We start from the raw sequence: 23,422 nt of genomic DNA on the forward strand, positions 1-23,422 counted from the left end.
TCAAGGTCGGAACGCAGCATGCGCCACCGTCCTAACGGTATTGGAGGAAGACGTTGTCTCGCCCGAACTGGTCACGCAATGCCTGAATCAGACTGTCCGCCGGGTCGATCCGCCAGCTCTCGCCGAACTGCAACAAGGCCTTGGCGTCGGCGCCGGTGTACTCCAGGGTGATCGGGCAGGCACCGCGGTGCTTGCCGAGCAACTCGCCCAGCCAGCGCAGCTGATCGCCCTTGAGCGCTGCACTGCGCACCTTCAGGCGCAGGCTTTCGGCCAGGTTGGTCCGGGCATCCTCCATGCTCATCACGCGCTTGACCCGCAGGCGCAAACCGCCGGAGAAGTCGTCGTTGCTGACCTCGCCCTCGACCACCACCATGGCGTCGGTCTGCAACAGAGACTGGGCCGACATGAAGGCATCGGCGAACAGCGAGGCCTCGATCCGTGCCGAGCGATCATCCAGGGTGATGAAGCCCATCTTGTCGCCCTTTTTGTTCTTCATCACCCGCAGGTTGATGATCATCCCGGCCACGGTCTGGGTATCGCGCGCCGGCTTCAGGTCGATGATGCGCTGACGGGCGAAGCGGCGAATCTCGCCTTCGTACTCGTCGATCGGGTGACCGGTGAGGTACAGGCCCAGGGTGTCCTTCTCGCCCTTCAGGCGCTCCTTGAGGGTCAGCTCCTTGGCCTTGCGGTGATTGGCGTAGACATCGGCATCCTCTTCGACGAACAGCCCGCCGAACAGATCGGCATGGCCGCTGTCATGGGTGCGCGCGGTCTGCTCGGCGGCCTTGATCGCCTCCTCCATCGCCGCCAGCAACACGGCGCGGTTACGGTCGATATTGGCGTGGTAGGCCTTCGACTCGTCATGGAAATGCGGGCCGAGACGATCCAGCGCACCGCTGCGGATCAGCCCGTCCAGGGTGCGCTTGTTGATACGCTTGAGGTCGACCCGGGCGCAGAAATCGAACAGGTCCTTGAACGGACCGTCCTGGCGCGCCTCGGTAATCGCTTCCACCGGTCCTTCGCCGACGCCCTTGATGGCACCGAGGCCATAGATGATCCGGCCCTCGTCGTTCACCGTGAACTTGAACTCCGAGGCGTTCACGTCCGGCGCGTCGAGACGCAGCTTCATGGTGCGCACTTCCTCGATCAAGGTCACGACCTTGTCGGTGTTGTGCATATCCGCCGAGAGTACCGCGGCCATGAACGGCGCCGGGTAATGGGCCTTCAGCCAGGCAGTCTGGTAGGACACCAGCCCGTAGGCGGCGGAGTGGGATTTGTTGAAACCGTAACCGGCGAACTTCTCCACCAGGTCGAAGATGTTACCGGCCAGGTCGGCATCGATATTGTTGCTGGCGCACCCTTCGATAAAGCCGCCACGCTGCTTGGCCATCTCCTCGGGTTTCTTTTTACCCATGGCCCGGCGCAGCATGTCCGCACCGCCCAGGGTATAACCGGCCATGACCTGGGCAATCTGCATCACCTGCTCCTGATACAGGATGATGCCGTAGGTCGGTGCCAGAACCGGCTGGAGGCCGTCGTACTGGTAATCCGGATGCGGGTACGCCAGTTCGGCGCGACCGTGCTTGCGGTTGATGAAGTCATCCACCATGCCGGACTGCAACGGGCCCGGACGGAACAGGGCCACCAGTGCAATCAGGTCTTCCAGGCAGTCGGGCTTGAGCTTCTTGATCAGCTCCTTCATGCCCCGGGATTCAAGCTGGAACACCGCCGTGGTCTCGGCTTTCTGCAGCAGGCTGTAGGTCGGCTTGTCGTCCAACGGGATGAAGGCGATATCCAGCGGCGCCTCGCCGACCTTGGCGCGATCGCGGTTGATGGTCTTCAACGCCCAGTCGATGATCGTCAGGGTCCGCAGGCCGAGGAAGTCGAACTTCACCAGGCCGGCCGCCTCCACGTCGTCCTTGTCGAACTGGGTCACCAGGCCGTCGCCTTCCTCGTCGCAATAGATCGGCGAAAAGTCGGTCAGCTTGGTCGGTGCGATCACCACGCCACCGGCGTGTTTACCGACGTTACGCACCACGCCTTCGAGCTTGCGCGCCATCTCCCAGATTTCCGCCGCCTCTTCATCGACCTTGATGAAGTCACGGAGGATTTCTTCCTGCTCGTAGGCTTTTTCCAGGGTCATGCCGACTTCGAAGGGAATCATCTTCGACAGGCGGTCCGCCAGGCCGTAGGACTTGCCCTGCACCCGCGCCACGTCACGCACCACCGCCTTGGCGGCCATGGAACCGAAGGTGATGATCTGGCTCACCGCGTTGCGGCCGTACTTCTCGGCCACGTAGTCGATCACCCGGTCGCGACCGTCCATGCAGAAGTCGACGTCGAAGTCGGGCATGGAAACCCGTTCCGGGTTGAGGAAACGTTCGAACAGCAGGTCGTATTCCAGCGGGTCGAGGTCGGTGATCTTCTGCACGTAGGCCACCAGGGAACCGGCACCCGAACCCCGGCCGGGACCGACCGGCACGCCGTTGCTCTTGGCCCACTGGATAAAGTCCATCACGATCAGGAAGTAACCGGGGAAGCCCATCTGGATGATGATATCCAGCTCGAAATTCAGCCGGTCGACATAGACCTGACGCTTGGCGTCGTAATCTTCGGTGGTGTCCCTGGGCAGCAGCACCGACAGGCGCTCGTCGAGGCCGTCGAAGGACACCTTGCGGAAATACTCGTCGATGGTCATGCCATCGGGGATCGGGAAGTTGGGCAGGAAGTGCTTGCCCAGCTTCACTTCGATGTTGCAGCGCTTGGCGATCTCGACGGTGTTTTCCAGGGCGTCAGGCAGGTCGCTGAACAGCTCGGCCATTTCCTCGGCGCTTTTGAGGTATTGCTGGTCGCTGTAGTTCTTCGAACGGCGCGGATCGTCGAGGGCCCGGCCCTCACCGATGCAGACGCGGGTTTCGTGGGCCTCGAAGTCTTCCTGCTTGATGAAGCGCACATCGTTGGTCGCCACCAGCGGCGCGCCCAGCTTGTCGGCCAGGGCCACGGCACCGTGCAACTGCTCTTCGTCGTTGGGGCGGTTGGTGCGCTGGATTTCCAGGTAGAAACGGTCCGGGAACACCGCCATCCAGTCGCGGGCCAGGGCCTCGGCTTCGGCGGCGTTGTCGCCGAGCAGGGCCATGCCGATCTCGCCCTCCTTGGCCGCCGAGAGCATGATCAGGCCTTCGTTGGCCTCGGCCACCCACTCGCGCTCGATGATGATCATGCCGTTGCGCTGACCGTCGATAAAGCCGCGGGAAATCAGTTCGGTGAGGTTGCGGTAGCCGACGGCGTTCATCACCAGCAGGCTGATGCGGCTCAAGGGCGCATCGGGGTCCTTGTTCGACAGCCACAGGTCGGCACCGCAGATCGGCTTGATCCCGGCCCCCATGGCGGTCTTGTAGAACTTGACCAGGGAACACATGTTGTTCTGGTCGGTCACCGCCACGGCGGGCATGTTCAGGCCGGCCAAGGCCTTGACCAGCGGTTTGATCCGGACCAGGCCGTCGACCAGGGAGTACTCAGTGTGCAGGCGTAGATGAACGAATGAAGCCGGCATAGTGATCCTGTCTAATCTGTAAGAACAACAAGGCCCGGATTGTACCGGGCCTTGGCTAAAACATCAGCAGCGTTAAAGTTCGCTCTACTGTTCAAGAGCCTCATACGCCAGGCGCACGGGCGCGAACGAACGCCGATGAATCGGCGTCGGCCCCAGCCGGTTCAAGGCTTCCAGGTGCACCGGTGTCGGATAGCCTTTATGCCCGCCGATGCCATAGCCCGGGTAGATCGCTTCGAAAGCCGCCATTTCACGGTCGCGACTGACCTTGGCCAGGATCGACGCCGCCGCGATGGCCGGCACCTTGCTATCGCCCTTGACCACCGCTTCGGCCGGCATCGGCAGTTTTGGACAGCGGTTACCGTCGATCATCGCCAGCTTTGGCTGAATATGCAGGCCTTCGACCGCCCGCTGCATGGCCAGCATGGTGGCATGCAGAATATTCAGCTCGTCGATTTCCTCCACCTCGGCACGGGCGATGCACCAGCTCAGGGCCTTTTCACGGATTTCGTCGTAGAGCTTTTCGCGCCGGGCTTCGGTGAGTTTCTTCGAATCGTTCAGGCCAAGGATCGGACGCTTGGGATCGAGGATCACCGCCGCGGTGACCACTGCGCCGCAGAGCGGGCCACGGCCGACTTCATCGACACCGGCCACCAGGTCTTCGGCATCGGCCACCAGGGTGAAATCCAAGCCCATCTGCATCTTCAGGTTACTCACAATGTTTTGCCGATCAGCTTCAACACCCCGTCGGCGGCCTGGTTCGAGGCGTCCAGGCGCAGGGTGCGGTGGATTTCGTCGAAGCCACGGGTCTGCTCTTCGCCGCCTTCGATCAGCGGCGACAGGGTCTGCGCCAGGGTTTCGGGCGTGGCGTCATCCTGCAGCAACTCGGGCACCAGCAGACGCTGGGCCAGCAGGTTGGGCAGGGAGATGTAGGGGCTTTTCACCAGCCGCTTGAGAATCCAGAAGGTCAGCGGCGCGAGGCGATAGGCGACGACCATCGGACGCTTGTACAACAGCGCCTCCAGCGTCGCCGTACCGGAGGCGATCAACACCGCGTCGCAGGCGGCCAGGGCCTTGTGGGACTGACCGTCGAGCAGGGTCAGCGGCAGGTCGCGACCGACCAGCAAGGCCTCGATCTGGGTGCGCCGCTGCGGGCTGGCGCAAGGCATGACGAAACGAATCCCGGGGTGCATCTCCCGCAGCCGTTGCGCCGTGTCGAGGAACAAGCCCCCAGGCGCCCGACCTCGCCACCGCGACTGCCGGGCATCAACGCCACCAGGGGACCGTCTGGCAAGCCGAGTTCCGCCCGGGCCGCGGCACGGTCGGCCTGCAAGGGAATGGCATCGGCCAGGGAATGCCCGACAAACCGTACCGGCACGCCCTTCTCTTCATAGAACCGCGCTTCGAACGGGAACAACGTCAGCATCAGGTCGCAACCTTCGCGGATCTTCAGCACCCGCTTCTGCCGCCAGGCCCAGACCGACGGACTGACGTAATGCACGGTCTTGATCCCGGCACGCCGCAGCTTGAGTTCGATATTCAGGGTGAAATCCGGCGCATCGATGCCAATGAACACATCGGGCTTTTCGGCGATCAGTGTCTGGATCAGCAACTTGCGGCGCTTGAGCAGCTCCGGCAGGCGACCCAGCACCTCCACCAGACCCATGACCGACAAGCGCTCCATGGGGAAATAGGACACCAGGCCTTCGGCCTGCATCAGCGGGCCGCCGACCCCGATGAACTCGACTTCGGGATGCCGGGCCTTGAGCGCCCGCATCAGACCGGAACCGAGAATATCGCCGGAGGCTTCCCCGGCGACCAGCGCAATACGCAAAGTCGCCATGATCAGCGGGTGATGCCGCGGGTCGAGGACTGGATCGACTTGAGGAACACGTCCACTTCCGGGTACTGCGCGGCGGGTTCGGCCAGTTCGGCGACGGCTTGCTCCACCGTCAGCCCCTGGCGGTACACCACCTTGTAGGCCCGGCGCAGGGCATGGATCACTTCCTCGCTGAAACCACGACGGCGCATGCCTTCGAAGTTCATGCTGCGGGCTTCGGCGGGGCTGCCGAACACCGTGACGTAGGCCGGAACATCCTTGCCGATGGCGGTGCCCATGCCGGAAAAGCTGTGGGCACCGATATGGCAGAACTGATGGACCAGGGTGAAACCCGACAGGATCGCCCAATCGTCCATATGCACATGGCCGGCCAACGCGGTGTTGTTGACCAGGATGCAGTGGTTGCCGATGACACTGTCGTGACCGATATGCGCGTAGGCCATGATCAGGTTGTGGTCGCCCAGGGTGGTTTCCGAACGATCCTGTACCGTGCCCCGGTGGATGGTCACACCCTCGCGGATAACGTTGTGGTCACCGATGACCAGGCGTGTCTCTTCGCCTTTGTACTTGAGATCGGGGGTGTCTTCGCCCACCGAGGAAAACTGGTAGATACGGTTGTATTTGCCGATCCGGGTCGGGCCCTTGAGGATCACATGCGGCCCGATCACTGTCCCCTCGCCGATTTCCACACCTGCGCCGACGATCGACCAGGGGCCGACCTCAACGCCGTCGGCCAGTACGGCCGTCGGATCGATGATTGCGCGAGGGTCAATCAAACTCATACGCTCTGTTCCGCACAGATGATCTCGGCCGAGCAGACCGGCTTGCCGTCAACCGAAGCCTGGCACTCGAACTTCCAGATCTTGCGCTTGCAGCTGATGAACTTGGCTTCGAGGATCAACTGGTCACCCGGCAGCACCGGCTGGCGGAAGCGCAGCTTGTCGGAACCGACGAAGTAGTACAGGGTGCCGTCGGAAGGCTTCACATCCAGCATCTTGAAACCCAGGATGCCGGCAGCCTGAGCCATGGCTTCGATGATCAGCACGCCCGGCATGATCGGATGCGCCGGGAAATGGCCATTGAAGAAAGGCTCGTTGATGCTGACATTCTTGTAGGCACGAATGCGCTGGGCCTCGACATCCAGTTCCACCACCCGGTCCACCAGCAGGAACGGATAACGGTGAGGCAGGTATTCGCGAATCTCTTTGATGTCCATCATTTCGTGGGGAAGCCTGTAGTAATAGAGTGGGAGCGCGCAACCGGCGCGTGCTCCTCTAGCAAATCAAGGAGACAGTCTAACGGCTACTTGATATGGAAAATGGTTTCAGCCATCTGATGAAGCATTACCGTCCGGGGTCACGTCCCCTACCCGCTTTTCCAGCTGCCGCAACCGCCGTGCCATGTCGTCGAGCTGGCGAATACGCGCCGCGCTCTTGCGCCACTCGGCGGCCGGCTGCATCGCCGTGCCGGAAGAATAGGCGCCCGGCTCGGTAATCGAGTGGGTCACCATGGTCATCCCGGTGAGGAAGACGTTATCGCAGATCTCGATATGCCCCACCAGGCCGACGCCACCGGCGAGCATGCAGTGCTTGCCGATCTTGGTGCTGCCGGAAATCCCGCAGCAGGCGGCCATGGCCGTGTGATCCCCCACCTGAACGTTGTGGGCGATCTGGATCTGGTTGTCGAGCTTGACCCCATTGCCGATGATCGTATCGGCCAGGGCACCGCGGTCGATGGCGGTGTTGACGCCGATCTCCACGTCGTCACCGATGGTCACGCCGCCGATCTGGGCAATCTTCTGCCAGACACCCTTTTCGTTGGCGAAACCGAAACCTTCGCCGCCGAGCACGGCACCGGACTGGATCACCACGCGCTTGCCGATGCGCACGTCATGGTAAAGCGTCACGCGTGGCGCCAGCCAACCGCCTTCGCCGATTTCACAGCGGGCGCCAATAAAGCACTGGGCCCCGACGGTGACGCCGGCGGCAATACGCGCACCGCTCTCGATCACCACAAAGGCACCGATACTGGCGGCCGGATCGACCTGCGCATCGGCAGCGATCACCGCGCTCGGGTGAATCCCGGCAGGCGCCTTGGGCTTGGGATCGAACAGGTGCGAAATACGCGCATAGGCCAGGTAAGGGTCGGCCACCACCAGTGAATCGCCGCTATAACCTTCGGCATCGGCGGCCTTGAGCAGCACGGCGCCGGCCTGGCTGTCAGCGAGGTATTTACGGTACTGGGGATTTGCCAGAAAGCTCAACTGAGCTGGGCCAGCCTCCTGCAAGGTGGCTAGCCCAGTGATTGGCTTCTCCTCGTTGCCACGCAGGGTGGCACCGAGGATCTCGGCCAATTGGCCGAGCTTGATGGTCGCTGTCATGGATTACTTCAGCTGGTTCATGCGCTCGATCACCTGACGGGTGATGTCGTACTGCGGCTTGACGTCGATCACCGCGCCACGCTCCAACACCAGGTCAAAGGCACCTTTCTTGATGACTTCTTCCACGGCGCTGTCCAGCTTTGGCTTGAGCTGCTTGAGCATTTCACGGTCAGCAACGGCTTTTTGCTCGTTCAGTTCCTTGGACTGGAACTGGAAGTCACGGGCCTTTTGCTTGAATTCCAGCTCAAGGCGCTCACGCTCGCCTTGCTGCATCTTGTCGCCACCGGACACCAGACGGTCCTGGATACCCTTGGCGCTGCTTTCCAGGGCCTTGAGCTTGGTCAGTTGCGGGCCGAATTTCTTCTCGGCATCGACGGCGTACTTCTTGGCTGCGTCGGATTCCAGCAAGGCCATCTGATAGTTCAGGACCGCGATTTTCATTTCGGCAAAGGCCGGGGTCGCGACCAGAACGGTGGCCAGCAGAACCAGTTGAGTCAACTTACGCACGATAAACTCCTACAAAATCCATTGTCGTTATCTTGGGTCAGGCCGTTAGAAGGTCTGACCGAGGGAAAATTGGAACACTTGGGTTTCAGCGTTGTTCGGTTGCTTGATCGGCGCCGCCACGGCAAAACTCAATGGTCCCAGGGCAGTCACCCAGGTCAGGCCCACACCCACGGAACTGGCCATGTTGCTGAAACTGATGTCGTTGCACTGGGTCTGGGACAGCGTGCCGTTGGTGTTCTTGACCTGCTCGCACTTGGAGTCGAACACGTTACCCACGTCCCAGAACAACGAGGTGCGCAACGAACGCTGGTCTTTCACGAACGGCAGTGGGAACAGCAGCTCCGCACCACCCTGGATCAGCACGTTACCACCGAACGGCAACGGGTTCGTACTCGTATCGGCAACCGTACCGGCGTTACCGGTCACATCAACGCCACGGCTCGGTGTACCGCGAGGACCGAGGGTGCTGTCCTTGAAGCCACGTACCGAGTTGAAACCACCCGCATAGTAGTTTTCATAGAACGGCAGGCCGCTGGTCGAACCGTAGCCGTCGCCATAACCCAATTCGGTGTGGAACCGCATGGTGTAGGTGTCGCTCAACGGCGCGAATACCTGGCCGCGGTAGTCGAGCTTGAAGAACAACAGGTCGCTGCCCGGGATGGTGCTTTCCAGGGTCAGGCTCTGGGAGTGACCACGGGTCGCCAGGACGCCCTTGTTCAGGGTCGATTCCGACCAGCCGGCCGAGGCCTTGTAGTTCAGGAACTGGTCGCCCTGGGTATTCACGAAGTTGAAGATTTCGTCAACGGTGTACAGGCCGGTCTTGATCTTGTCCTGCTGGGCCGTCAGGCCGAAGGTCAGGCGCGACGTCTCGTTGATCGGATAGCCCATGCTGACACCGGCGCCCAGGCTGTCGACGGCATAGCTGGCGACGCTGACATCGAGCTGGCTGTAGTCGGTGGTGCGGTAGAACACGTTGTAACCCAGGCTGACACCGTCCGGCGTCCAGTAGGGGTCGACATAACCGAAGTTGTAGCGGCTCTGGTACTGGCTGCGGGTCAGGCCGATGCTGACCTTGTTACCGGTACCGAGGAAGTTGTTCTGGGTAATCGAGCCACCCAGGATCAGACCGGCGCTCTGGGCAAAACCGACGCTGGCGGTAATCGAGCCCGACGCCTGTTCTTCCACGGCATAGTTCACATCGACCTGGTCGTCGACACCCGGAACGGCCGGGGTCTCGACATTCACTTCCTTGAAGAAGCCCAGGCGCTCGAGACGGGTCTTGGACTGGTCGATCAGGTAGGTGGAAGCCCAACCGCCTTCCATCTGGCGCATTTCACGACGCAGCACCTCGTCCGCGGACTTGGTGTTGCCACGGAAGTTGATACGGTTGACGTAGGCACGCTTGCCCGGGTCGACCACGAAGGTGATATCGACGGTGTGATCGTCATCGTGCGGCGTCGGTACACCGTTGACGTTGGCGAAGGTATAGCCATCGTTACCCAGGCGGCGGGTGATCAGTTCCGAGGTGGTGGTCATCAGCTTGCGCGAGAACACCTGGCCCTTCTCCACCAGCAGCAGGGACTTGACCTGGTCTTCAGGGACTTTCAGGTCACCGCTGAGCTTCACGTCACGGACCTTGTACTTCTGGCCTTCGTTGACGTTGACGGTGATGTAGACGCTTTTCTTGTCCGGGGTGATGGACACCTGGGTCGAGGCGATATCCATGTTGATATAGCCACGGTCCAGGTAGTAGGAACGCAGGCGCTCCAGGTCACCGGACAGCTTTTCGCGGGCGTACTTGTCATCGTTCTTGAAGAACGACAGCCAGTTGGTGGTCTTGAGCTCGAACAGGTCGATCAGGTCTTCGTCCTTGAATACCGTGTTGCCCACCACGTTGATGTGCTGGATCGCGGCGACGGTGCCTTCATTGATCTTGATCTTCAGGCCAACGCGGTTACGTGGCTGGGGAACGACTTCGGTCTCGACCTCGGCCGAGTAGCGGCCTTGGGCCACATACTGGCGCTGAAGCTCGTTACGCACGCCTTCAAGGGTCGCACGCTGGAAGATTTCACCCTCGGCCAGGCCGGACTGCTTCAGACCCTTCATCAGGTCGTCGGTAGAGATCGCCTTGTTGCCTTCGATATCGATGCTGGCCACCGAAGGTCGTTCAACGACCGTGATGACCAGGACGTTACCTTCGCGCCCCAGTTGGATATCCTGGAAGAAACCGGTTTTGAACAGCGCACGAGTGGATTCCACCAGGCGACGGTCATCCGCTTGCTCCCCGACATTCAACGGTAACGCACCAAAGACGCTACCGGCGGATACCCGCTGGAGGCCATTGATGCGAATATCGGAGATAGTGAAGGACTCGGCGTGAACTTCAGCGATCATCAATACGGTGAGGACCGCAGTTAGCAGCAGACGTTTCATGAAGTCCTTTCTTATTCCAACTGGCAATGAACAAACTGCCGCACAATGCGGCAGATTCGCAATTTTTTCGCGAAGCGTTACAGTCGACCCAGATCGTTGACCAGGGCAAGCAACATCACCCCAACCACCAAACTGATCCCGATCTGCATCCCCCAACCTTGCACCCGATCCGACAAGGGACGACCACGCGCCCACTCGATCAGATAAAACAGCAAATGCCCCCCATCCAGTACCGGGATGGGCAACAAATTCAGAACCCCGAGGCTGATACTCAGATAAGCCAGGAAATTCAGGAAGTCAGCGACGCCCGACTGGGCCGAAGCGCCCGCCACTTTAGCAATGGTTATCGGTCCGCTCAAGTTTTTTACCGAGAGCTCGCCGAACAACATTTTCTTCAGCGAGTCCAGGGTCAGGACGCTCATGGTCCAGGTGCGTCGTGCGCCCTCGCCAATGGCGGCCAGGGGACCGTAACTCACTTCACGGACCATCTCCGGCGGCCAATCCACCGCCTTGACCCCCGCTCCCAGGTAACCGCTCGCCGCCTTGCCGGCGCCACGGCTGGCCAGGGTCAGCGGGACGTCGATTTGAGCACCATCGCGCTCGACGCGCAGCACAATTTTGGTATCAGGACGTACACGGACCCAATCCACCACCTGCTGCCAATCGTTCAGGGACTGGTCATTCAGGGCCAGCAGACGGTCGCCGGTCCGCAAGCCGGCGGCCTGGGCCGGGCCTTTCGGATCGAGTTCGGCCAGCACCGGCGGCAGCGCCGGACGCCAAGGACGAATCCCCAGGGCCTTGATCGGATCGGGCTCATCGGCCCCTTTCAACCAGTGATCCAGCGCCAGTTCGCGCGGCGAGTCGGCCGTGGTGCCGGGCTCACGGACCCGCAACTGCAAGGTGCCGCTCTCCCCCAGGCGCCGCACGAGTTGAAGGTTGACCGCGCCCCAGCCGGTGGTGGGCTCGCCATCGATGGCGACAATTTCCTGACCACTGCTCAGCCCAGCCCTCTCGGCCAGGCTGCCGCTTTCCACGGCACCGATGACCGGACGCACCTGCTGGCTGCCCAGCATCGCCAGGACCCAGAAAAACACGATAGCCAGGAGAAAGTTGGCAATCGGGCCGGCAGCCACGATCGCGATACGCTGGCGGACCGACTTGCGGTTGAACGCCTGGTCGAGCAGATGCGGCGGTACTTCAGCCTCGCGCTCGTCGAGCATTTTCACGTAGCCGCCCAACGGAATGGCGGCTACCACGAACTCGGTACCGTGGCGATCATGCCAACGCAGCAGCGGCATGCCGAAGCCCACGGAAAAACGCAGGACCTTGACACCGCAACGACGGGCCACCCAGAAGTGGCCGAACTCGTGGAAGGTCACCAGCACGCCCAGGGCCACCAGGGTGCCGACTATCATATAGAGCGCGCTCATTTACTTTCTCCGCAATCCCAGGTGCCGACAGGCCCGAAGGCAGATTCAGCGCCCGTGGCGACTGAGCCACTGTTCAGCCAGGGCCCGAGCCTTGGCGTCTGCCGCGAATACCGCGTCGAGTTCATTGACCGCGACCACCGGCTCCAGATTCAACACCTCTTCGATGATACTCGCGATCTCGAGGTAGCGGATGCGCCGTTCAAGAAATGCCGCCACCGCCACTTCATTGGCCGCATTCAACATCGCCGGCGCACTGCCACCGGCTTCGGCGGCCTCGCGGGCCAGACGCAGGCAGGGAAAGCGCTGCTCGTCCGGCGCCTCGAAATCCAGCCGCGCCACGGCAAACAGGTCCAGCGGCGCCACCCCGGAGTCGATGCGCTCAGGCCAGGCCAGGGCATTGGCGATCGGCGTGCGCATGTCCGGGTTGCCCAACTGCGCCAGCACCGAACCGTCGACATAATCGACCAGCGAGTGGATCACGCTCTGCGGGTGGACCACCACCTCGACCTGGGCGGGCTTGGCATCGAACAGCCAGCACGCCTCGATCAGTTCCAGGCCCTTGTTCATCATACTCGCCGAGTCGACCGAGATCTTGCGCCCCATCGACCAGTTGGGATGGGCACAGGCCTGCTCGGGGGTGACACCGGCCAATGCCTCCAGCGGCGTTTGTCGGAAGGGGCCGCCGGAGGCCGTCAGAAGAATCCGGCGCACACCGACCGCCGCCAGGCCGCGGGCATGATCCTGGGGCAGGCACTGGAAAATCGCATTGTGCTCGCTGTCGATCGGCAGCAACACCGAACCGCTCTTGCGCACCGCCTGCATGAACAGCGCGCCGCTCATCACCAGCGCTTCCTTGTTGGCCAGCAGGATCTTCTTGCCCGCCTCGACCGCCGCCAGGGTCGGACGCAAGCCGGCCGCGCCGACGATCGCCGCCATCACCGCGTCGACCTCGGGATCGGCCGAGACCTGGCACAGCCCCGCCTCGCCCACCAGCACGACGGTCGCCAGGCCGGCTTCGCGTAATTGCGCCTGCAGGCCACGGGCCGCGGCCGCCTCAGGCACCACCGCGTAACGAGGGCGATGCCGCACGCACAGGGCGAACAGCTCCGCCAGCCGGCTGAAACCGCTCAAGGCAAAGGCCTGGTAACGCTGCGGATGGCGCGCGATGACATCCAGGGTGCTCAAGCCGATGGAGCCGGTGGCGCCCAGCACGGTAACCTGCTGTGGCCGGCTCACGATGCGGCGATCCACAGGAGCACGGCGAAGGTCGGAATGGCCGCCGTCAGGCTATCGATGCGATCGAGGATACCGCCATGTCCGGGCAGCAGATGGCTGCTGTCCTTGATCCCCGACTGGCGCTTGAACATGCTCTCGGTCAGGTCACCGACCACCGAGATCACCACGATCAGCGCCGCGCCCAGCAGGCTGGCAATCATCTGCCCCGCACCCCAGCCGCGCACGATCCCGACCACCGCGGTGATCACCAGGCTCACGACCAGGCCGCCGTAGACGCCTTCCCAGCTCTTGCCCGGGCTGACCGACGGTGCCAGCTTGCGCTTGCCGAAGGCCTTGCCGGAAAAGTAGGCACCGATATCCGCGCCCCACACCAGGATCATCACCGCCATGATCAGCCAGTTGCCCAACGGCTCCTGCTTGATCAGGATCAGCCCCTGCCAGGCCGGCAACAGGATCAGGAAGCCGATCACCAGCTTGCTGGCGGTCGTCGACCAGTGGACGCTGGTACGCGGATAGGTCAGCACCAGGAATGCCGCCAGGCCCCACCACAACACCGCCGCCCCCAACACCCAGGGTGCCAGGGTGGGCAGTATGTACATGAAGAACAGCAGCACCGCGACCAGCGCCGCATAGCCCACCCGGGCCGGCTGCGCCTCGAACCCCGCCAGGCGCGCCCATTCCCAGGCGCCGAGGGTGACGACCAGGCCGATGAACAGCGCAAAGCCGGCACCTTCGAGCAGGAAGAACCCGCACAAGGCAATCGGCAGGAGGATGAGTGCCGTGATGATGCGTTGCTTGAGCATTAAACCCGGGCTCCCGCTTCGACCTGTTCGCTCGTTTTACCGAAACGACGCTGGCGGGAAGCAAAATCAGCCAGCGCGGTGCGCATGGCCTCGTGTTTGAAGTCCGGCCAGAACAGGTCGGAGAAATACAGCTCGGCATACGCCAGCTGCCACAGCAGGAAATTGCTGATGCGATGCTCGCCACCGGTGCGGATACACAGGTCCGGCAACGGCAGGTCGCCGGTCGCCAGGCACGTCTGCAGCAGTTGCGGGGTAATATCGTCCGGACGCAGGTGCCCGGCCTGCACCTCACGGGCCAGGCGCTGGGCCGCCTGGGCGATATCCCATTGCCCGCCGTAGTTGGCGGCGATCTGCAGAATGAAGCGATTGCTGCCGACCGTCGCCGCTTCCGCCTCGCGCATGGCCGCCTGCAACTCAGGGTGGAAGCGCGAGCGGTCGCCAATGATCCGCAGGCTGATATTGTTTTCGTTGAGACGCTTGGCCTCGCGGCGCAACGCCTTGAAGAACAGGTCCATCAAGGCACTGACTTCATCGGCGGGGCGCTGCCAGTTCTCGCTGGAGAACGCGAACAGGGTCAATACCTCGACCCCGGCCTCGGCACACACTTCAATGACGGCGCGCACCGCGTCGACGCCAGCCTTGTGCCCGGCAACACCGGGCAAAAAGCGTTTCTTCGCCCAACGGTTATTGCCGTCCATGATGATCGCAACATGGCGCGGCACCGCGGACGGCACAGCCTGCTTGGTCTTTTCCATGAAAACGTCCTGACCCTTATACGGCCATCAGGTCCGCTTCTTTTTGCTTCACGGCCACTTCGATTTCCGCCACGAACTTGTCGGTCAGCTTCTGGATATCGTCAGCCGCACGACGCTCTTCGTCTTCACTGATCTCTTTTTCCTTGACCAGGTCCTTCAGGTCGCCGAGCACGTCGCGACGGATATTGCGCACGGCAACGCGAGCGTTTTCCGCCTCTTCACGCGCCTGCTTGGTGAAACCACGACGGGTCTCTTCGGTCAGCGCCGGCATCGAGATCAGCAGCAGTTCGCCCAGGTTGGTCGGATTGAGGTTCAGGCCCGCACTGCCGATCGCCTTGTCCACGGCACCGAGCATGTTGCGCTCGAACGCCACGACCTGCAGGGTGCGTGCGTCCTTGACGGTGATGTTGGCCACCTGCTTGATCGGGGTGTCCGCGCCATAATAAGGCACCATCACGCCCTCCAGGATGCTCGGGTGAGCCTGCCCGGTACGAATCCGGCCAAACGCGTGGGCCAGGGACTCCAGGGACTTCTTCATGCGCTCTTGAGCGTCTTTCTTGATTTCGTTGATCATTGTTCGCCTTCCTCGATCAGAGTTCCTTCAGCGCCGCCATGCACGATGTTCAGCAGGGCGCCGGGCTTGTTCATGTTAAATACGCGCAGCGGCATCTTGTGGTCGCGGCACAGGCAGATAGCGGTGAGGTCCATGACACCCAGCTTGCGATCCAGCACTTCATCGTAGGTCAGATGATCGAACTTCTCGGCATGCGGGTCTTTGAATGGGTCCGCGGTATAAACGCCATCGACCTTGGTCGCCTTGAGCACCACATCGGCATCGATTTCGATCGCACGCAGGCAGGCCGCCGAATCCGTGGTGAAGAACGGATTGCCGGTGCCGGCCGCGAAAATCACCACTTCCTTGCCGTTGAGGTGGCGCATGGCCTTGCGGCGATCATAGTGATCGGTCACACCGACCATGGAAATAGCCGACATCACGATGGCAGAGATATTCGCACGTTCCAGCGCGTCGCGCATCGCCAGCGCGTTCATCACAGTGGCCAGCATGCCCATGTGATCGCCGGTGACGCGATCCATCCCGGCGGCACTCAAGGCGGCGCCGCGGAACAGGTTGCCGCCACCGATCACCAGACCGACCTGTACACCGATGCCGACCAGTTGGCCGACTTCCAGCGCCATGCGATCCAGAACCTTCGGGTCGATCCCGAACTCTTCCGAGCCCATCAGGGCCTCGCCGCTAAGTTTGAGTAGAATGCGTTTATAGCGAGCTTGATAACCACTGCCCTGCTGAGCCATTGCGAATCTCTCCTGCGGCGTTTTAAAAAAATCTTGCGAGCTGTTTGCAGCCTGCGCTTACTCTAGCTTGGCGCTACTACTGCGCCATCAGAACACGACTTTGTAAACCGGTTCCGAAAGAAAGAAGAGAAACCTCTCCTCCCATTTGAAAAGAGGCTGCGCGCGTAAGCGGGCAGCCTCTTGGGTCGACAGTTGAAAACCGTCTTATTGCTTGCTGGCAGCCACTTGAGCAGCCACTTCTTCAGCGAAGTTGTCGACTGGCTTCTCGATGCCGTCACCTACCTTGAAGTAAGTGAAGGAAACGATTTCAGCGCCTTCTTTCTTGACCAGGGCACCGACGGTGACTTCCGGGTTCTTGACGAAAGCTTGCTCAACCAGGCTGGCTTCGGCCAGGAACTTGCTGATACGGCCGCCGACCATTTTTTCAACGATTTCAGCTGGCTTGCCTTTGATCTTGTCTTCGTTGAGGCTCAGGAAAACGCCTTTTTCGCGTTCGATGGCTTCAGCGGAAACCTGCGATGGCAGCAGGAACTCAGGGTTGGTCGCCGCAACGTGCATGGCAACGTCTTTGGCCAGCTCTTCGTTGCCGCCTTTGAGGGCCACAACCACACCGATCTTGTTGCCGTGCAGGTAAGCGCCGACCACGTCACCTTCGATACGAGCCAGGCGACGGATGTTGACGTTTTCGCCTACTTTGGCAACCAGGGCTTCACGCGCCGGCTCTTGAGCCGCGATCAGCGGAGCTGCGTCGGTCAGTTTGTCAGCGAAAGCTTTTTCAACGCTGGCAGCAACGAAAGCCTTGAAGTCGTCCTGCAGAGCCAGGAAGTCGGTCTGCGAGTTCACTTCCAGGATCACGGCAGCCGTGCCGTCGCCCTTGATGGCGATCGCGCCTTCAGCGGCAATGTTGCCGGCTTTCTTGGCGGCCTTGATGGCACCCGAAGCACGCATGTCATCAATGGCTTTCTCGATGTCGCCGCCAGCCTTGGTCAAGGCTTTCTTGCAGTCCATCATGCCTTCGCCGGTACGCTCGCGCAGTTCTTTGACCAACGCTGCAGTAATCTCTGCCATTTCAAAATTCCTCTTGGATAGGTTATCAACCATTCCACCCGATCGAACGGGCGTTCAATTCTTCCCGACCCCGTTGTAGCGGCTGCACATTACAAAGGCTGTAGCGGCACCACCGACAAACGGTTTTCGAGGTGGCAAAAAGGGGGCCAAGCCCCCTTTTTGCTTACTGAGTCAACGCCAGGGCGTCAATTACTCAGCTGCAGCGACCGGTGCTTCTTCAGCAGCGAACTCGACGGTGCCACCGGCAACGTTGTTGCGACCGCGGATCACAGCGTCAGCCATCGAACCCATGTACAGCTGGATGGCGCGAATGGCGTCATCGTTGCCTGGGATGATGTAGTCAACGCCTTCCGGGCTGCTGTTGGTATCGACTACGCCGATGACCGGGATGCCCAGCTTGTTGGCTTCGGTGATCGCGATGCGCTCGTGGTCAACGTCGATCACGAACAGTGCGTCAGGCAGACCGCCCATGTCCTTGATACCACCCAGCGAACGATCCAGCTTTTCCAGATCGCGAGTGCGCATCAGCGCCTCTTTCTTGGTCAGCTTGGCGAAAGTACCGTCTTCGGCTTGTACTTCAAGGTCACGCAGACGCTTGATGGAAGCACGGATGGTCTTGAAGTTGGTGAGCATGCCGCCCAACCAGCGGTGATCGACGTACGGCGAACCGCAACGTGCTGCTTCTTCAGCAACGATCTTGCCGGCGGAACGCTTGGTGCCGACGAACAGAATCTTGTTTTTACCCTGGGCCAGGCGCTCTACGAAGGTCAGAGCTTCGTTGAACATCGGCAGGGTTTTTTCAAGGTTGATGATGTGGATCTTGTTACGCGCGCCGAAAATGTACTTGCCCATTTTCGGGTTCCAGTAACGGGTCTGGTGACCGAAGTGCACACCGGCCTTCAGCATATCGCGCATGTTGACTTGGGACATGATAGTTCCTTGATAAGTCGGGTTTGGCCTCCACGTATCCCAATGACCAACCAGCAGCATCAGCTGAAGGCACCCAGGTCATCGTGTCGACACGTGTGTGGATTTAAGCTTCACGGGGCTATCCCCGGAAAGCGGCGCATTTTATACCACAGCAACGCCCAAAACGAAACCCGCATTCGCATTTCCCGCTCCGGGCTTTTGCGCGCGCCCCGGATTCAGGCCAGAATGGCCCCACCCCATAGAGAGAAGCGATGGCCGGACGCTCATGGTTTACCCCGTCCGTCTGGTAGAATCGCGCTATCAAGGGGCTGAAAACCCCGGCCGGCCGTCGCGGCACCGCCATTTCAGTCCCACTTCGTGTTTATTCGCGCCCGGCGCGTAGAAAGAGAGCCTGTATGACCGTCACCCTCAAAACCCCGAGGACATCGCAAAAATGCGTGTCGCTGGCCGCCTGGCTGCCGATGTGCTGGAAATGATCGGTGAATACGTCAAGCCCGGCGTCACCACCGAGGAACTGGACCGTATCTGCCACGACTACATCGTCAACGTGCAGCAGGCCATTCCCGCCCCGCTCAACTACAAGGGTTTCCCGAAGTCGATCTGCACCTCGGTCAACCACGTGGTCTGCCACGGCATCCCGAGCGACAAGGCGCTCAAGGACGGCGACACCGTGAACATCGACGTGACCGTGATCAAGGACGGCTACCACGGCGACACCAGCAAGATGTTCCACGTCGGCAACGTGCCGGTCTGGGCCGAACGCCTGTCGCAGGTCACCCAGGAATGCATGTACAAGGCCATCGAGATCGTCAAGCCCGGCTGCCGCCTGGGCGACATCGGCGAAATCATCCAGAAGCACGCGGAAAAGAACGGTTTCTCGGTGGTTCGCGAGTTCTGTGGCCACGGCATCGGCAAGGTGTTCCACGAAGAACCGCAGATCCTCCACTACGGCCGCGCCGGCACCGGCATGGAACTCAAGGCCGGCATGACCTTCACCATCGAGCCGATGATCAACCAGGGCAAGGCCGACACCAAGGTGCTGGGTGACGGCTGGACCGCGATCACCAAGGACCGCAAGCTGTCGGCCCAGTGGGAGCACACCCTGCTGGTCACCGACACCGGCTACGAGATCTTCACCCTGCGCAGCGATGAAACCATCCCCCGCGTCTCGGCCTGATCCCTTGCACCTGCCGCTTTATATAGAACGCCTATAGACCTCAAGGAAAGCCAATCGATGCCGCAGGTGGACCCCGAACTCTTCGACCGCGGCCAGTTCCAGGCGGAACTGGCGCTGAAGGCCAGCCCCATCGCCGCCTTCAAGAAAGCCATTCGCCAGGCCCGCGAAGTGCTCGACGAGCGCTTTCGCATCGGCCGCGATATCCGCCGTCTGATCGAAGACCGCGCCTGGTTCGTCGATAACATCCTGCAACAGGCCTGGGATCAGTTCAGCTGGAGCGAAGACGCCGACATCGCCCTTGTGGCGGTCGGCGGCTACGGTCGCGGCGAGCTGCACCCCTACTCGGACATCGACCTGCTGATCCTGCTCGACAACGACGATCACGAGATCTTTCGCGACTCCATCGAGCGCTTCCTGACCCTGCTCTGGGACATCGGCCTGGAAGTCGGCCAGAGCGTGCGCTCGGTCGACGAGTGCGCCGAAGAGGCCCGGGCCGACCTCACGGTCATCACCAACCTGATGGAAAGCCGCACCGTCGCCGGCCCCGAGCACCTGCGCCTGCGCATGCTCGACGTCACCAGCACGGCGCACATGTGGCCGAGCAAGGACTTCTTCCTGGCCAAGAGTGCCGAACAGAAGGCCCGGCACCACAAGTACAACGACACCGAATACAACCTGGAACCCAACGTCAAGGGTTCGCCCGGCGGCCTGCGGGACATCCAGACGATTCTCTGGGTCGCCCGGCGCCAGTACGGCACCCTGAACCTGCGGGCCCTGGCCGGCGAAGGCTTTCTGGTGGAGAGCGAAAACGCCCTGCTGGCCTCGTCCCAGGAATTCCTCTGGAAAGTCCGCTACGCCCTGCACATGCTCGCCGGACGCGCCGAGGACCGCCTGCTGTTCGACCACCAGCGCGTCATCGCCGGGCTCCTCGGTTTCAAGGGCGACGATGCGAAGCAGGCCGTCGAAAACTTCATGCAGCAGTATTACCGGGTGGTCATGAGCATCGCCCAGCTCAGCGACCTGATCATCCAGCACTTCGAGGAAATCATCCTCGCCCCGGAAGACGAAGCGCCGCCGCAGCCCTTGAACTCGCGCTTCCAGCTGCACGACGGCTACATCGAGGCGAGCAACCCCAACGTCTTCCGGCGCACGCCGTTCGCCATGCTGGAAATTTTCGTGCTGATGGCCCAGCAGCCGGAAATCAAGGGCGTGCGCGCCGACACCATCCGTCTGCTGCGGGAAAACCGCCATCTGATCGACGACGACTTCCGCCACGATATCCGCAACACCAGCCTGTTCATCGAGCTGTTCAAGTGCAAGATCGGCATCCACCGCAACCTGCGCCGGATGAACCGCTACGGCCTCCTCGGGCGCTACCTGCCGGAGTTCGGCGACATCGTCGGGCAGATGCAGCACGACCTGTTCCACATCTATACGGTCGACGCCCATACCCTGAACCTGATCAAGCACCTGCGCAAACTGCAGTACACCCAGGTTTCCGAGAAATTCCCGCTGGCCGCCAAGCTCATGGCCAAGCTGCCCAAGCCGGAACTGATCTACATGGCCGGGCTCTACCACGATATCGGCAAGGGCCGTCACGGCGACCATTCGGAACTCGGCGCGGTGGATGCCGAGGCCTTCTGCGCGCGCCACCACCTGCCGGCGTGGGACACCCGCCTGATCGTCTGGCTGGTGCAGAACCACCTGGTGATGTCCACCACCGCCCAGCGCAAGGACCTCTCCGACCCGCAGGTGATCCATGACTTCGCCCAGACCGTCGGTGACCAGGTGCACCTGGACTACCTGTACGTGCTGACCGTCGCCGACATCAACGCCACCAACCCGAGCCTGTGGAACTCCTGGCGCGCCAGCCTGTTGCGCCAGCTCTACACCGAGACCAAGCGCGCCCTGCGCCGTGGCCTGGAAAACCCGGTGGACCGCGAGGAGCAGATCCGCCAGACCCAGAGCGCCGCCCTGGACATCCTGGTGCGCGCCGGCACCGACCCGGACGATGTCGAACAGCTCTGGTCGCAGCTGGGCGACGACTACTTCCTGCGCCACACCGCCGGCGACGTGGCCTGGCACAGCGACGCGATCCTGCAGCAGCCGGCCGATGGCGGCCCGCTGGTGCTGATCAAGGAAACCACCCAGCGCGAGTTCGAAGGCGGCACGCAGATCTTCATCTACGCCCCGGACCAGCACGACTTCTTCGCCGTGACCGTGGCCGCGATGGACCAGCTCAACCTGAACATCCACGACGCCCGGATCATCACCTCCAGCAGCCAGTTCACCCTCGACACCTACATCGTGCTGGACAACGACGGCGGTTCCATCGGCGACAACCCGAAACGGGTCAAGCAGATCCGCGACGGCCTGAGCGGAGCCCTGCGCAACCCGGACGACTACCCGACCATCATCCAGCGCCGGGTACCGCGCCAGCTCAAGCACTTCGCCTTTGCGCCCCAGGTCACCATCCACAACGACGCCCAGCGGCCGGTCACGGTGCTGGAGCTGAGCGCGCCGGATCGCCCCGGACTGCTGGCGCGCATCGGCAAGATTTTCCTGGAGTTCGACCTGTCGCTGCAGAACGCCAAGATCGCCACCTTGGGCGAGCGGGTGGAAGACGTGTTCTTCATTACCGACGCCGACAACCAACCGCTGTCCGACCCGCAGCTGTGCAGCCGATTGCAGGACGCCATCGTCGAACAACTGAGCGTCGACGCCGAACCGCCCCTTGAAACGATGCGCCTGAGTATCTGACGCGCAGACACCTGAATGAAGCGAGCACCGTTACCGATGAACAACGCCCTGAACCAGTTGCAGCCCTACCCTTTCGAGAAACTCCGCGCCCTGCTGGGCGGCGTGACACCGAACGCGGACAAGCGGCCGATCGCCCTGTCCATCGGTGAACCGAAGCACCGCTCGCCGACGTTCGTCGCCGAGGCCCTGACCGCCAATCTGGAGAAGATGGCGGTCTACCCGACCACCCTCGGCGTACCGGCCCTGCGTGAAGCCATCGGTGCCTGGTGCGAACGGCGTTTCGGCGTGCCGAGCGGCTGGATCGACCCGGCGCGCCATGTGCTGCCGGTCAACGGCACCCGCGAGGCGCTGTTCGCCTTCACCCAGACCGTGGTCAACCGTGGCGACGACGCGCTGGTGGTCAGCCCCAACCCGTTCTATCAGATCTACGAAGGCGCGGCCTTCCTGGCCGGGGCCAAGCCGCACTACCTGCCGTGCCTGGACGAGAACGGCTTCAACCCGGACTTCGACGCGGTGCCGACCGAGATCTGGCAGCGCTGCCAGATCCTGTTCCTGTGCTCGCCCGGCAACCCGACCGGGGCGCTGATCCCGCTGGAGACCCTGAAGAAGCTGATCGCCCTGGCCGACGAGCATGACTTCGTGATCGCCGCCGACGAGTGCTACAGCGAACTGTACTTCGACGAACAGACCCCGCCGCCGGGCCTGCTCAGCGCCTGCGTGGCCCTGGGCCGCAAGGACTTTGCGCGTTGCGTGGTGTTCCACAGCCTGTCCAAGCGCTCCAACCTGCCAGGGCTGCGTTCGGGCTTCGCCGCCGGCGACGCCGATATCCTCAAGGCCTTCCTGCTGTATCGCACCTACCACGGCTGCGCGATGCCGGTGCAGACCCAACTGGCCAGCGTGGCCGCCTGGAACGACGAAGTGCACGTGCGGGCCAACCGTGCGCTGTATCGGGAGAAGTTCGATGCGGTGCTGGAGATCCTGGCGCCGGTGCTGGATGTGCAGCGCCCGGACGGCAGCTTCTACCTGTGGCCGAAGGTGCAAGGCGACGATACGGCGTTCTGCCGTGATCTGTTTGCCGAGGAACACGTGACCGTGGTGCCGGGTTCCTACCTGTCCCGCGAGGTGGACGGCGTCAATCCGGGGGCCGGCCGTGTGCGCATGGCGCTGGTTGCACCACTGGCCGAGTGTGTCGAGGCCGCGGAGCGGATTCGCTCGTTCATCCTGCGCCGCCAGTAACCC

Annotated in this window: 17 protein-coding genes and 2 pseudogenes; 3 read left to right on the forward strand and 16 right to left on the reverse strand. The window is 62.0% G+C overall.

What is annotated here, in order from left to right; translation table 11 throughout:
* Positions 1–31: 31 nt before the first annotated feature.
* The 16 genes and pseudogenes from dnaE to rpsB form a co-directional block, all read right to left on the reverse strand.
* Positions 32–3,553, reverse strand: a complete 3,522-nt coding sequence (gene dnaE / locus NUH87_RS11520) for a DNA polymerase III subunit alpha (protein ID WP_338526027.1) — start codon at positions 3,551–3,553, stop codon at positions 32–34.
* Positions 3,554–3,637: 84 nt separating this feature from the next.
* On the reverse strand, positions 3,638–4,252 hold the full coding sequence (rnhB, locus tag NUH87_RS11525; RefSeq protein ID WP_338526800.1) for a ribonuclease HII: 615 nt from the start codon (positions 4,250–4,252) through the stop codon (positions 3,638–3,640).
* A gap of 11 nt (positions 4,253–4,263) precedes the next feature.
* Positions 4,264–5,393 (reverse strand): annotated as a pseudogene (gene lpxB, locus NUH87_RS11530) (lipid-A-disaccharide synthase).
* A 2-nt stretch (positions 5,394–5,395) separates the two neighbouring features.
* Positions 5,396–6,172, reverse strand: coding sequence for an acyl-ACP--UDP-N-acetylglucosamine O-acyltransferase (gene lpxA, locus NUH87_RS11535; protein WP_338526028.1), 777 nt, complete (start codon positions 6,170–6,172; stop codon positions 5,396–5,398).
* A complete protein-coding gene (gene fabZ, locus NUH87_RS11540) occupies positions 6,169–6,609 on the reverse strand; it encodes a 3-hydroxyacyl-ACP dehydratase FabZ (RefSeq protein ID WP_338526029.1) in 441 nt (146 codons plus the stop codon). Before fabZ ends, lpxA begins: the two co-directional genes overlap by 4 nt.
* A gap of 105 nt (positions 6,610–6,714) precedes the next feature.
* Positions 6,715–7,770: a UDP-3-O-(3-hydroxymyristoyl)glucosamine N-acyltransferase gene (gene lpxD, locus NUH87_RS11545; RefSeq protein ID WP_338526030.1), complete on the reverse strand. Its 1,056-nt coding sequence runs from the start codon at positions 7,768–7,770 to the stop codon at positions 6,715–6,717.
* Positions 7,771–7,773: 3 nt separating this feature from the next.
* A complete protein-coding gene (locus NUH87_RS11550) occupies positions 7,774–8,277 on the reverse strand; it encodes an OmpH family outer membrane protein (protein ID WP_338526031.1) in 504 nt (167 codons plus the stop codon).
* A 45-nt stretch (positions 8,278–8,322) separates the two neighbouring features.
* Positions 8,323–10,710, reverse strand: a complete 2,388-nt coding sequence (gene bamA / locus NUH87_RS11555) for an outer membrane protein assembly factor BamA (protein ID WP_338526032.1) — start codon at positions 10,708–10,710, stop codon at positions 8,323–8,325.
* A 77-nt stretch (positions 10,711–10,787) separates the two neighbouring features.
* The gene (gene rseP, locus NUH87_RS11560) at positions 10,788–12,140 is read right to left on the reverse strand and encodes a sigma E protease regulator RseP (RefSeq protein WP_338526033.1); all 1,353 of its coding nucleotides are present in this window, start codon (positions 12,138–12,140) and stop codon (positions 10,788–10,790) included.
* A 45-nt stretch (positions 12,141–12,185) separates the two neighbouring features.
* Complete coding sequence (ispC, locus tag NUH87_RS11565; protein ID WP_338526034.1) at positions 12,186–13,376, reverse strand: 1-deoxy-D-xylulose-5-phosphate reductoisomerase; 1,191 nt, start codon at positions 13,374–13,376, stop codon at positions 12,186–12,188.
* The gene (locus NUH87_RS11570) at positions 13,373–14,179 is read right to left on the reverse strand and encodes a phosphatidate cytidylyltransferase (RefSeq protein ID WP_040064760.1); all 807 of its coding nucleotides are present in this window, start codon (positions 14,177–14,179) and stop codon (positions 13,373–13,375) included. Before NUH87_RS11570 ends, ispC begins: the two co-directional genes overlap by 4 nt.
* The gene (gene uppS / locus NUH87_RS11575) at positions 14,179–14,934 is read right to left on the reverse strand and encodes a polyprenyl diphosphate synthase (RefSeq protein ID WP_338526035.1); all 756 of its coding nucleotides are present in this window, start codon (positions 14,932–14,934) and stop codon (positions 14,179–14,181) included. The genes NUH87_RS11570 and uppS overlap by 1 nt, the downstream gene beginning before the upstream one ends.
* 16 nt (positions 14,935–14,950) lie before the next feature.
* Positions 14,951–15,508 (reverse strand): ribosome recycling factor, encoded by a 558-nt coding sequence (frr, locus tag NUH87_RS11580; RefSeq protein WP_040064758.1) that lies wholly within the window; start codon positions 15,506–15,508, stop codon positions 14,951–14,953.
* On the reverse strand, positions 15,505–16,248 hold the full coding sequence (gene pyrH, locus NUH87_RS11585; RefSeq protein WP_338526036.1) for a UMP kinase: 744 nt from the start codon (positions 16,246–16,248) through the stop codon (positions 15,505–15,507). The genes frr and pyrH overlap by 4 nt, the downstream gene beginning before the upstream one ends.
* Positions 16,249–16,452: 204 nt before the next feature.
* Positions 16,453–17,316 carry a translation elongation factor Ts gene (gene tsf, locus NUH87_RS11590; RefSeq protein WP_338526037.1) on the reverse strand — a complete coding sequence of 288 codons (864 nt, stop codon included), beginning with the start codon at positions 17,314–17,316 and terminating at the stop codon, positions 16,453–16,455.
* Between the two features lie 189 nt (positions 17,317–17,505).
* A complete protein-coding gene (rpsB, locus tag NUH87_RS11595; protein WP_040064754.1) occupies positions 17,506–18,246 on the reverse strand; it encodes a 30S ribosomal protein S2 in 741 nt (246 codons plus the stop codon).
* 395 nt (positions 18,247–18,641) lie between these two features.
* Between rpsB and map the strand changes: the two are divergent.
* From map to dapC, 3 genes and pseudogenes are all read left to right on the forward strand, one after another.
* Positions 18,642–19,423 (forward strand): annotated as a pseudogene (gene map / locus NUH87_RS11600) (type I methionyl aminopeptidase).
* A 57-nt stretch (positions 19,424–19,480) separates the two neighbouring features.
* The gene (locus tag NUH87_RS11605) at positions 19,481–22,183 is read left to right on the forward strand and encodes a [protein-PII] uridylyltransferase (protein ID WP_338526038.1); all 2,703 of its coding nucleotides are present in this window, start codon (positions 19,481–19,483) and stop codon (positions 22,181–22,183) included.
* Positions 22,184–22,219: 36 nt separating this feature from the next.
* Positions 22,220–23,419, forward strand: coding sequence for a succinyldiaminopimelate transaminase (gene dapC / locus NUH87_RS11610; protein ID WP_338526039.1), 1,200 nt, complete (start codon positions 22,220–22,222; stop codon positions 23,417–23,419).
* Positions 23,420–23,422: the final 3 nt, after the last annotated feature.

This window comes from Pseudomonas batumici, assembly GCF_036585405.1.
Classification (GTDB): Bacteria; Pseudomonadota; Gammaproteobacteria; order Pseudomonadales; family Pseudomonadaceae; genus Aquipseudomonas; species Aquipseudomonas batumici.

Bases quoted from the DNA above. Each gene is read 5' to 3' on its own strand.
- dapC (WP_338526039.1), top strand. From the start codon at position 22,220: ATGAACAACGCCCTGAACCAGTTGCAGCCCTACCCTTTCGAGAAACTC.
- rseP (WP_338526033.1), bottom strand. From the start codon at position 12,140: ATGAGCGCGCTCTATATGATAGTCGGCACCCTGGTGGCCCTGGGCGTG.
- rnhB (WP_338526800.1), bottom strand. From the start codon at position 4,252: ATGCAGATGGGCTTGGATTTCACCCTGGTGGCCGATGCCGAAGACCTG.
- lpxD (WP_338526030.1), bottom strand. From the start codon at position 7,770: ATGACAGCGACCATCAAGCTCGGCCAATTGGCCGAGATCCTCGGTGCC.
- tsf (WP_338526037.1), bottom strand. From the start codon at position 17,316: ATGGCAGAGATTACTGCAGCGTTGGTCAAAGAACTGCGCGAGCGTACC.
- lpxA (WP_338526028.1), bottom strand. From the start codon at position 6,172: ATGAGTTTGATTGACCCTCGCGCAATCATCGATCCGACGGCCGTACTG.
- dnaE (WP_338526027.1), bottom strand. From the start codon at position 3,553: ATGCCGGCTTCATTCGTTCATCTACGCCTGCACACTGAGTACTCCCTG.
- frr (WP_040064758.1), bottom strand. From the start codon at position 15,508: ATGATCAACGAAATCAAGAAAGACGCTCAAGAGCGCATGAAGAAGTCC.
- fabZ (WP_338526029.1), bottom strand. From the start codon at position 6,609: ATGATGGACATCAAAGAGATTCGCGAATACCTGCCTCACCGTTATCCG.
- uppS (WP_338526035.1), bottom strand. From the start codon at position 14,934: ATGGAAAAGACCAAGCAGGCTGTGCCGTCCGCGGTGCCGCGCCATGTT.
- pyrH (WP_338526036.1), bottom strand. From the start codon at position 16,248: ATGGCTCAGCAGGGCAGTGGTTATCAAGCTCGCTATAAACGCATTCTA.
- rpsB (WP_040064754.1), bottom strand. From the start codon at position 18,246: ATGTCCCAAGTCAACATGCGCGATATGCTGAAGGCCGGTGTGCACTTC.
- bamA (WP_338526032.1), bottom strand. From the start codon at position 10,710: ATGAAACGTCTGCTGCTAACTGCGGTCCTCACCGTATTGATGATCGCT.
- NUH87_RS11570 (WP_040064760.1), bottom strand. From the start codon at position 14,179: ATGCTCAAGCAACGCATCATCACGGCACTCATCCTCCTGCCGATTGCC.
- NUH87_RS11605 (WP_338526038.1), top strand. From the start codon at position 19,481: ATGCCGCAGGTGGACCCCGAACTCTTCGACCGCGGCCAGTTCCAGGCG.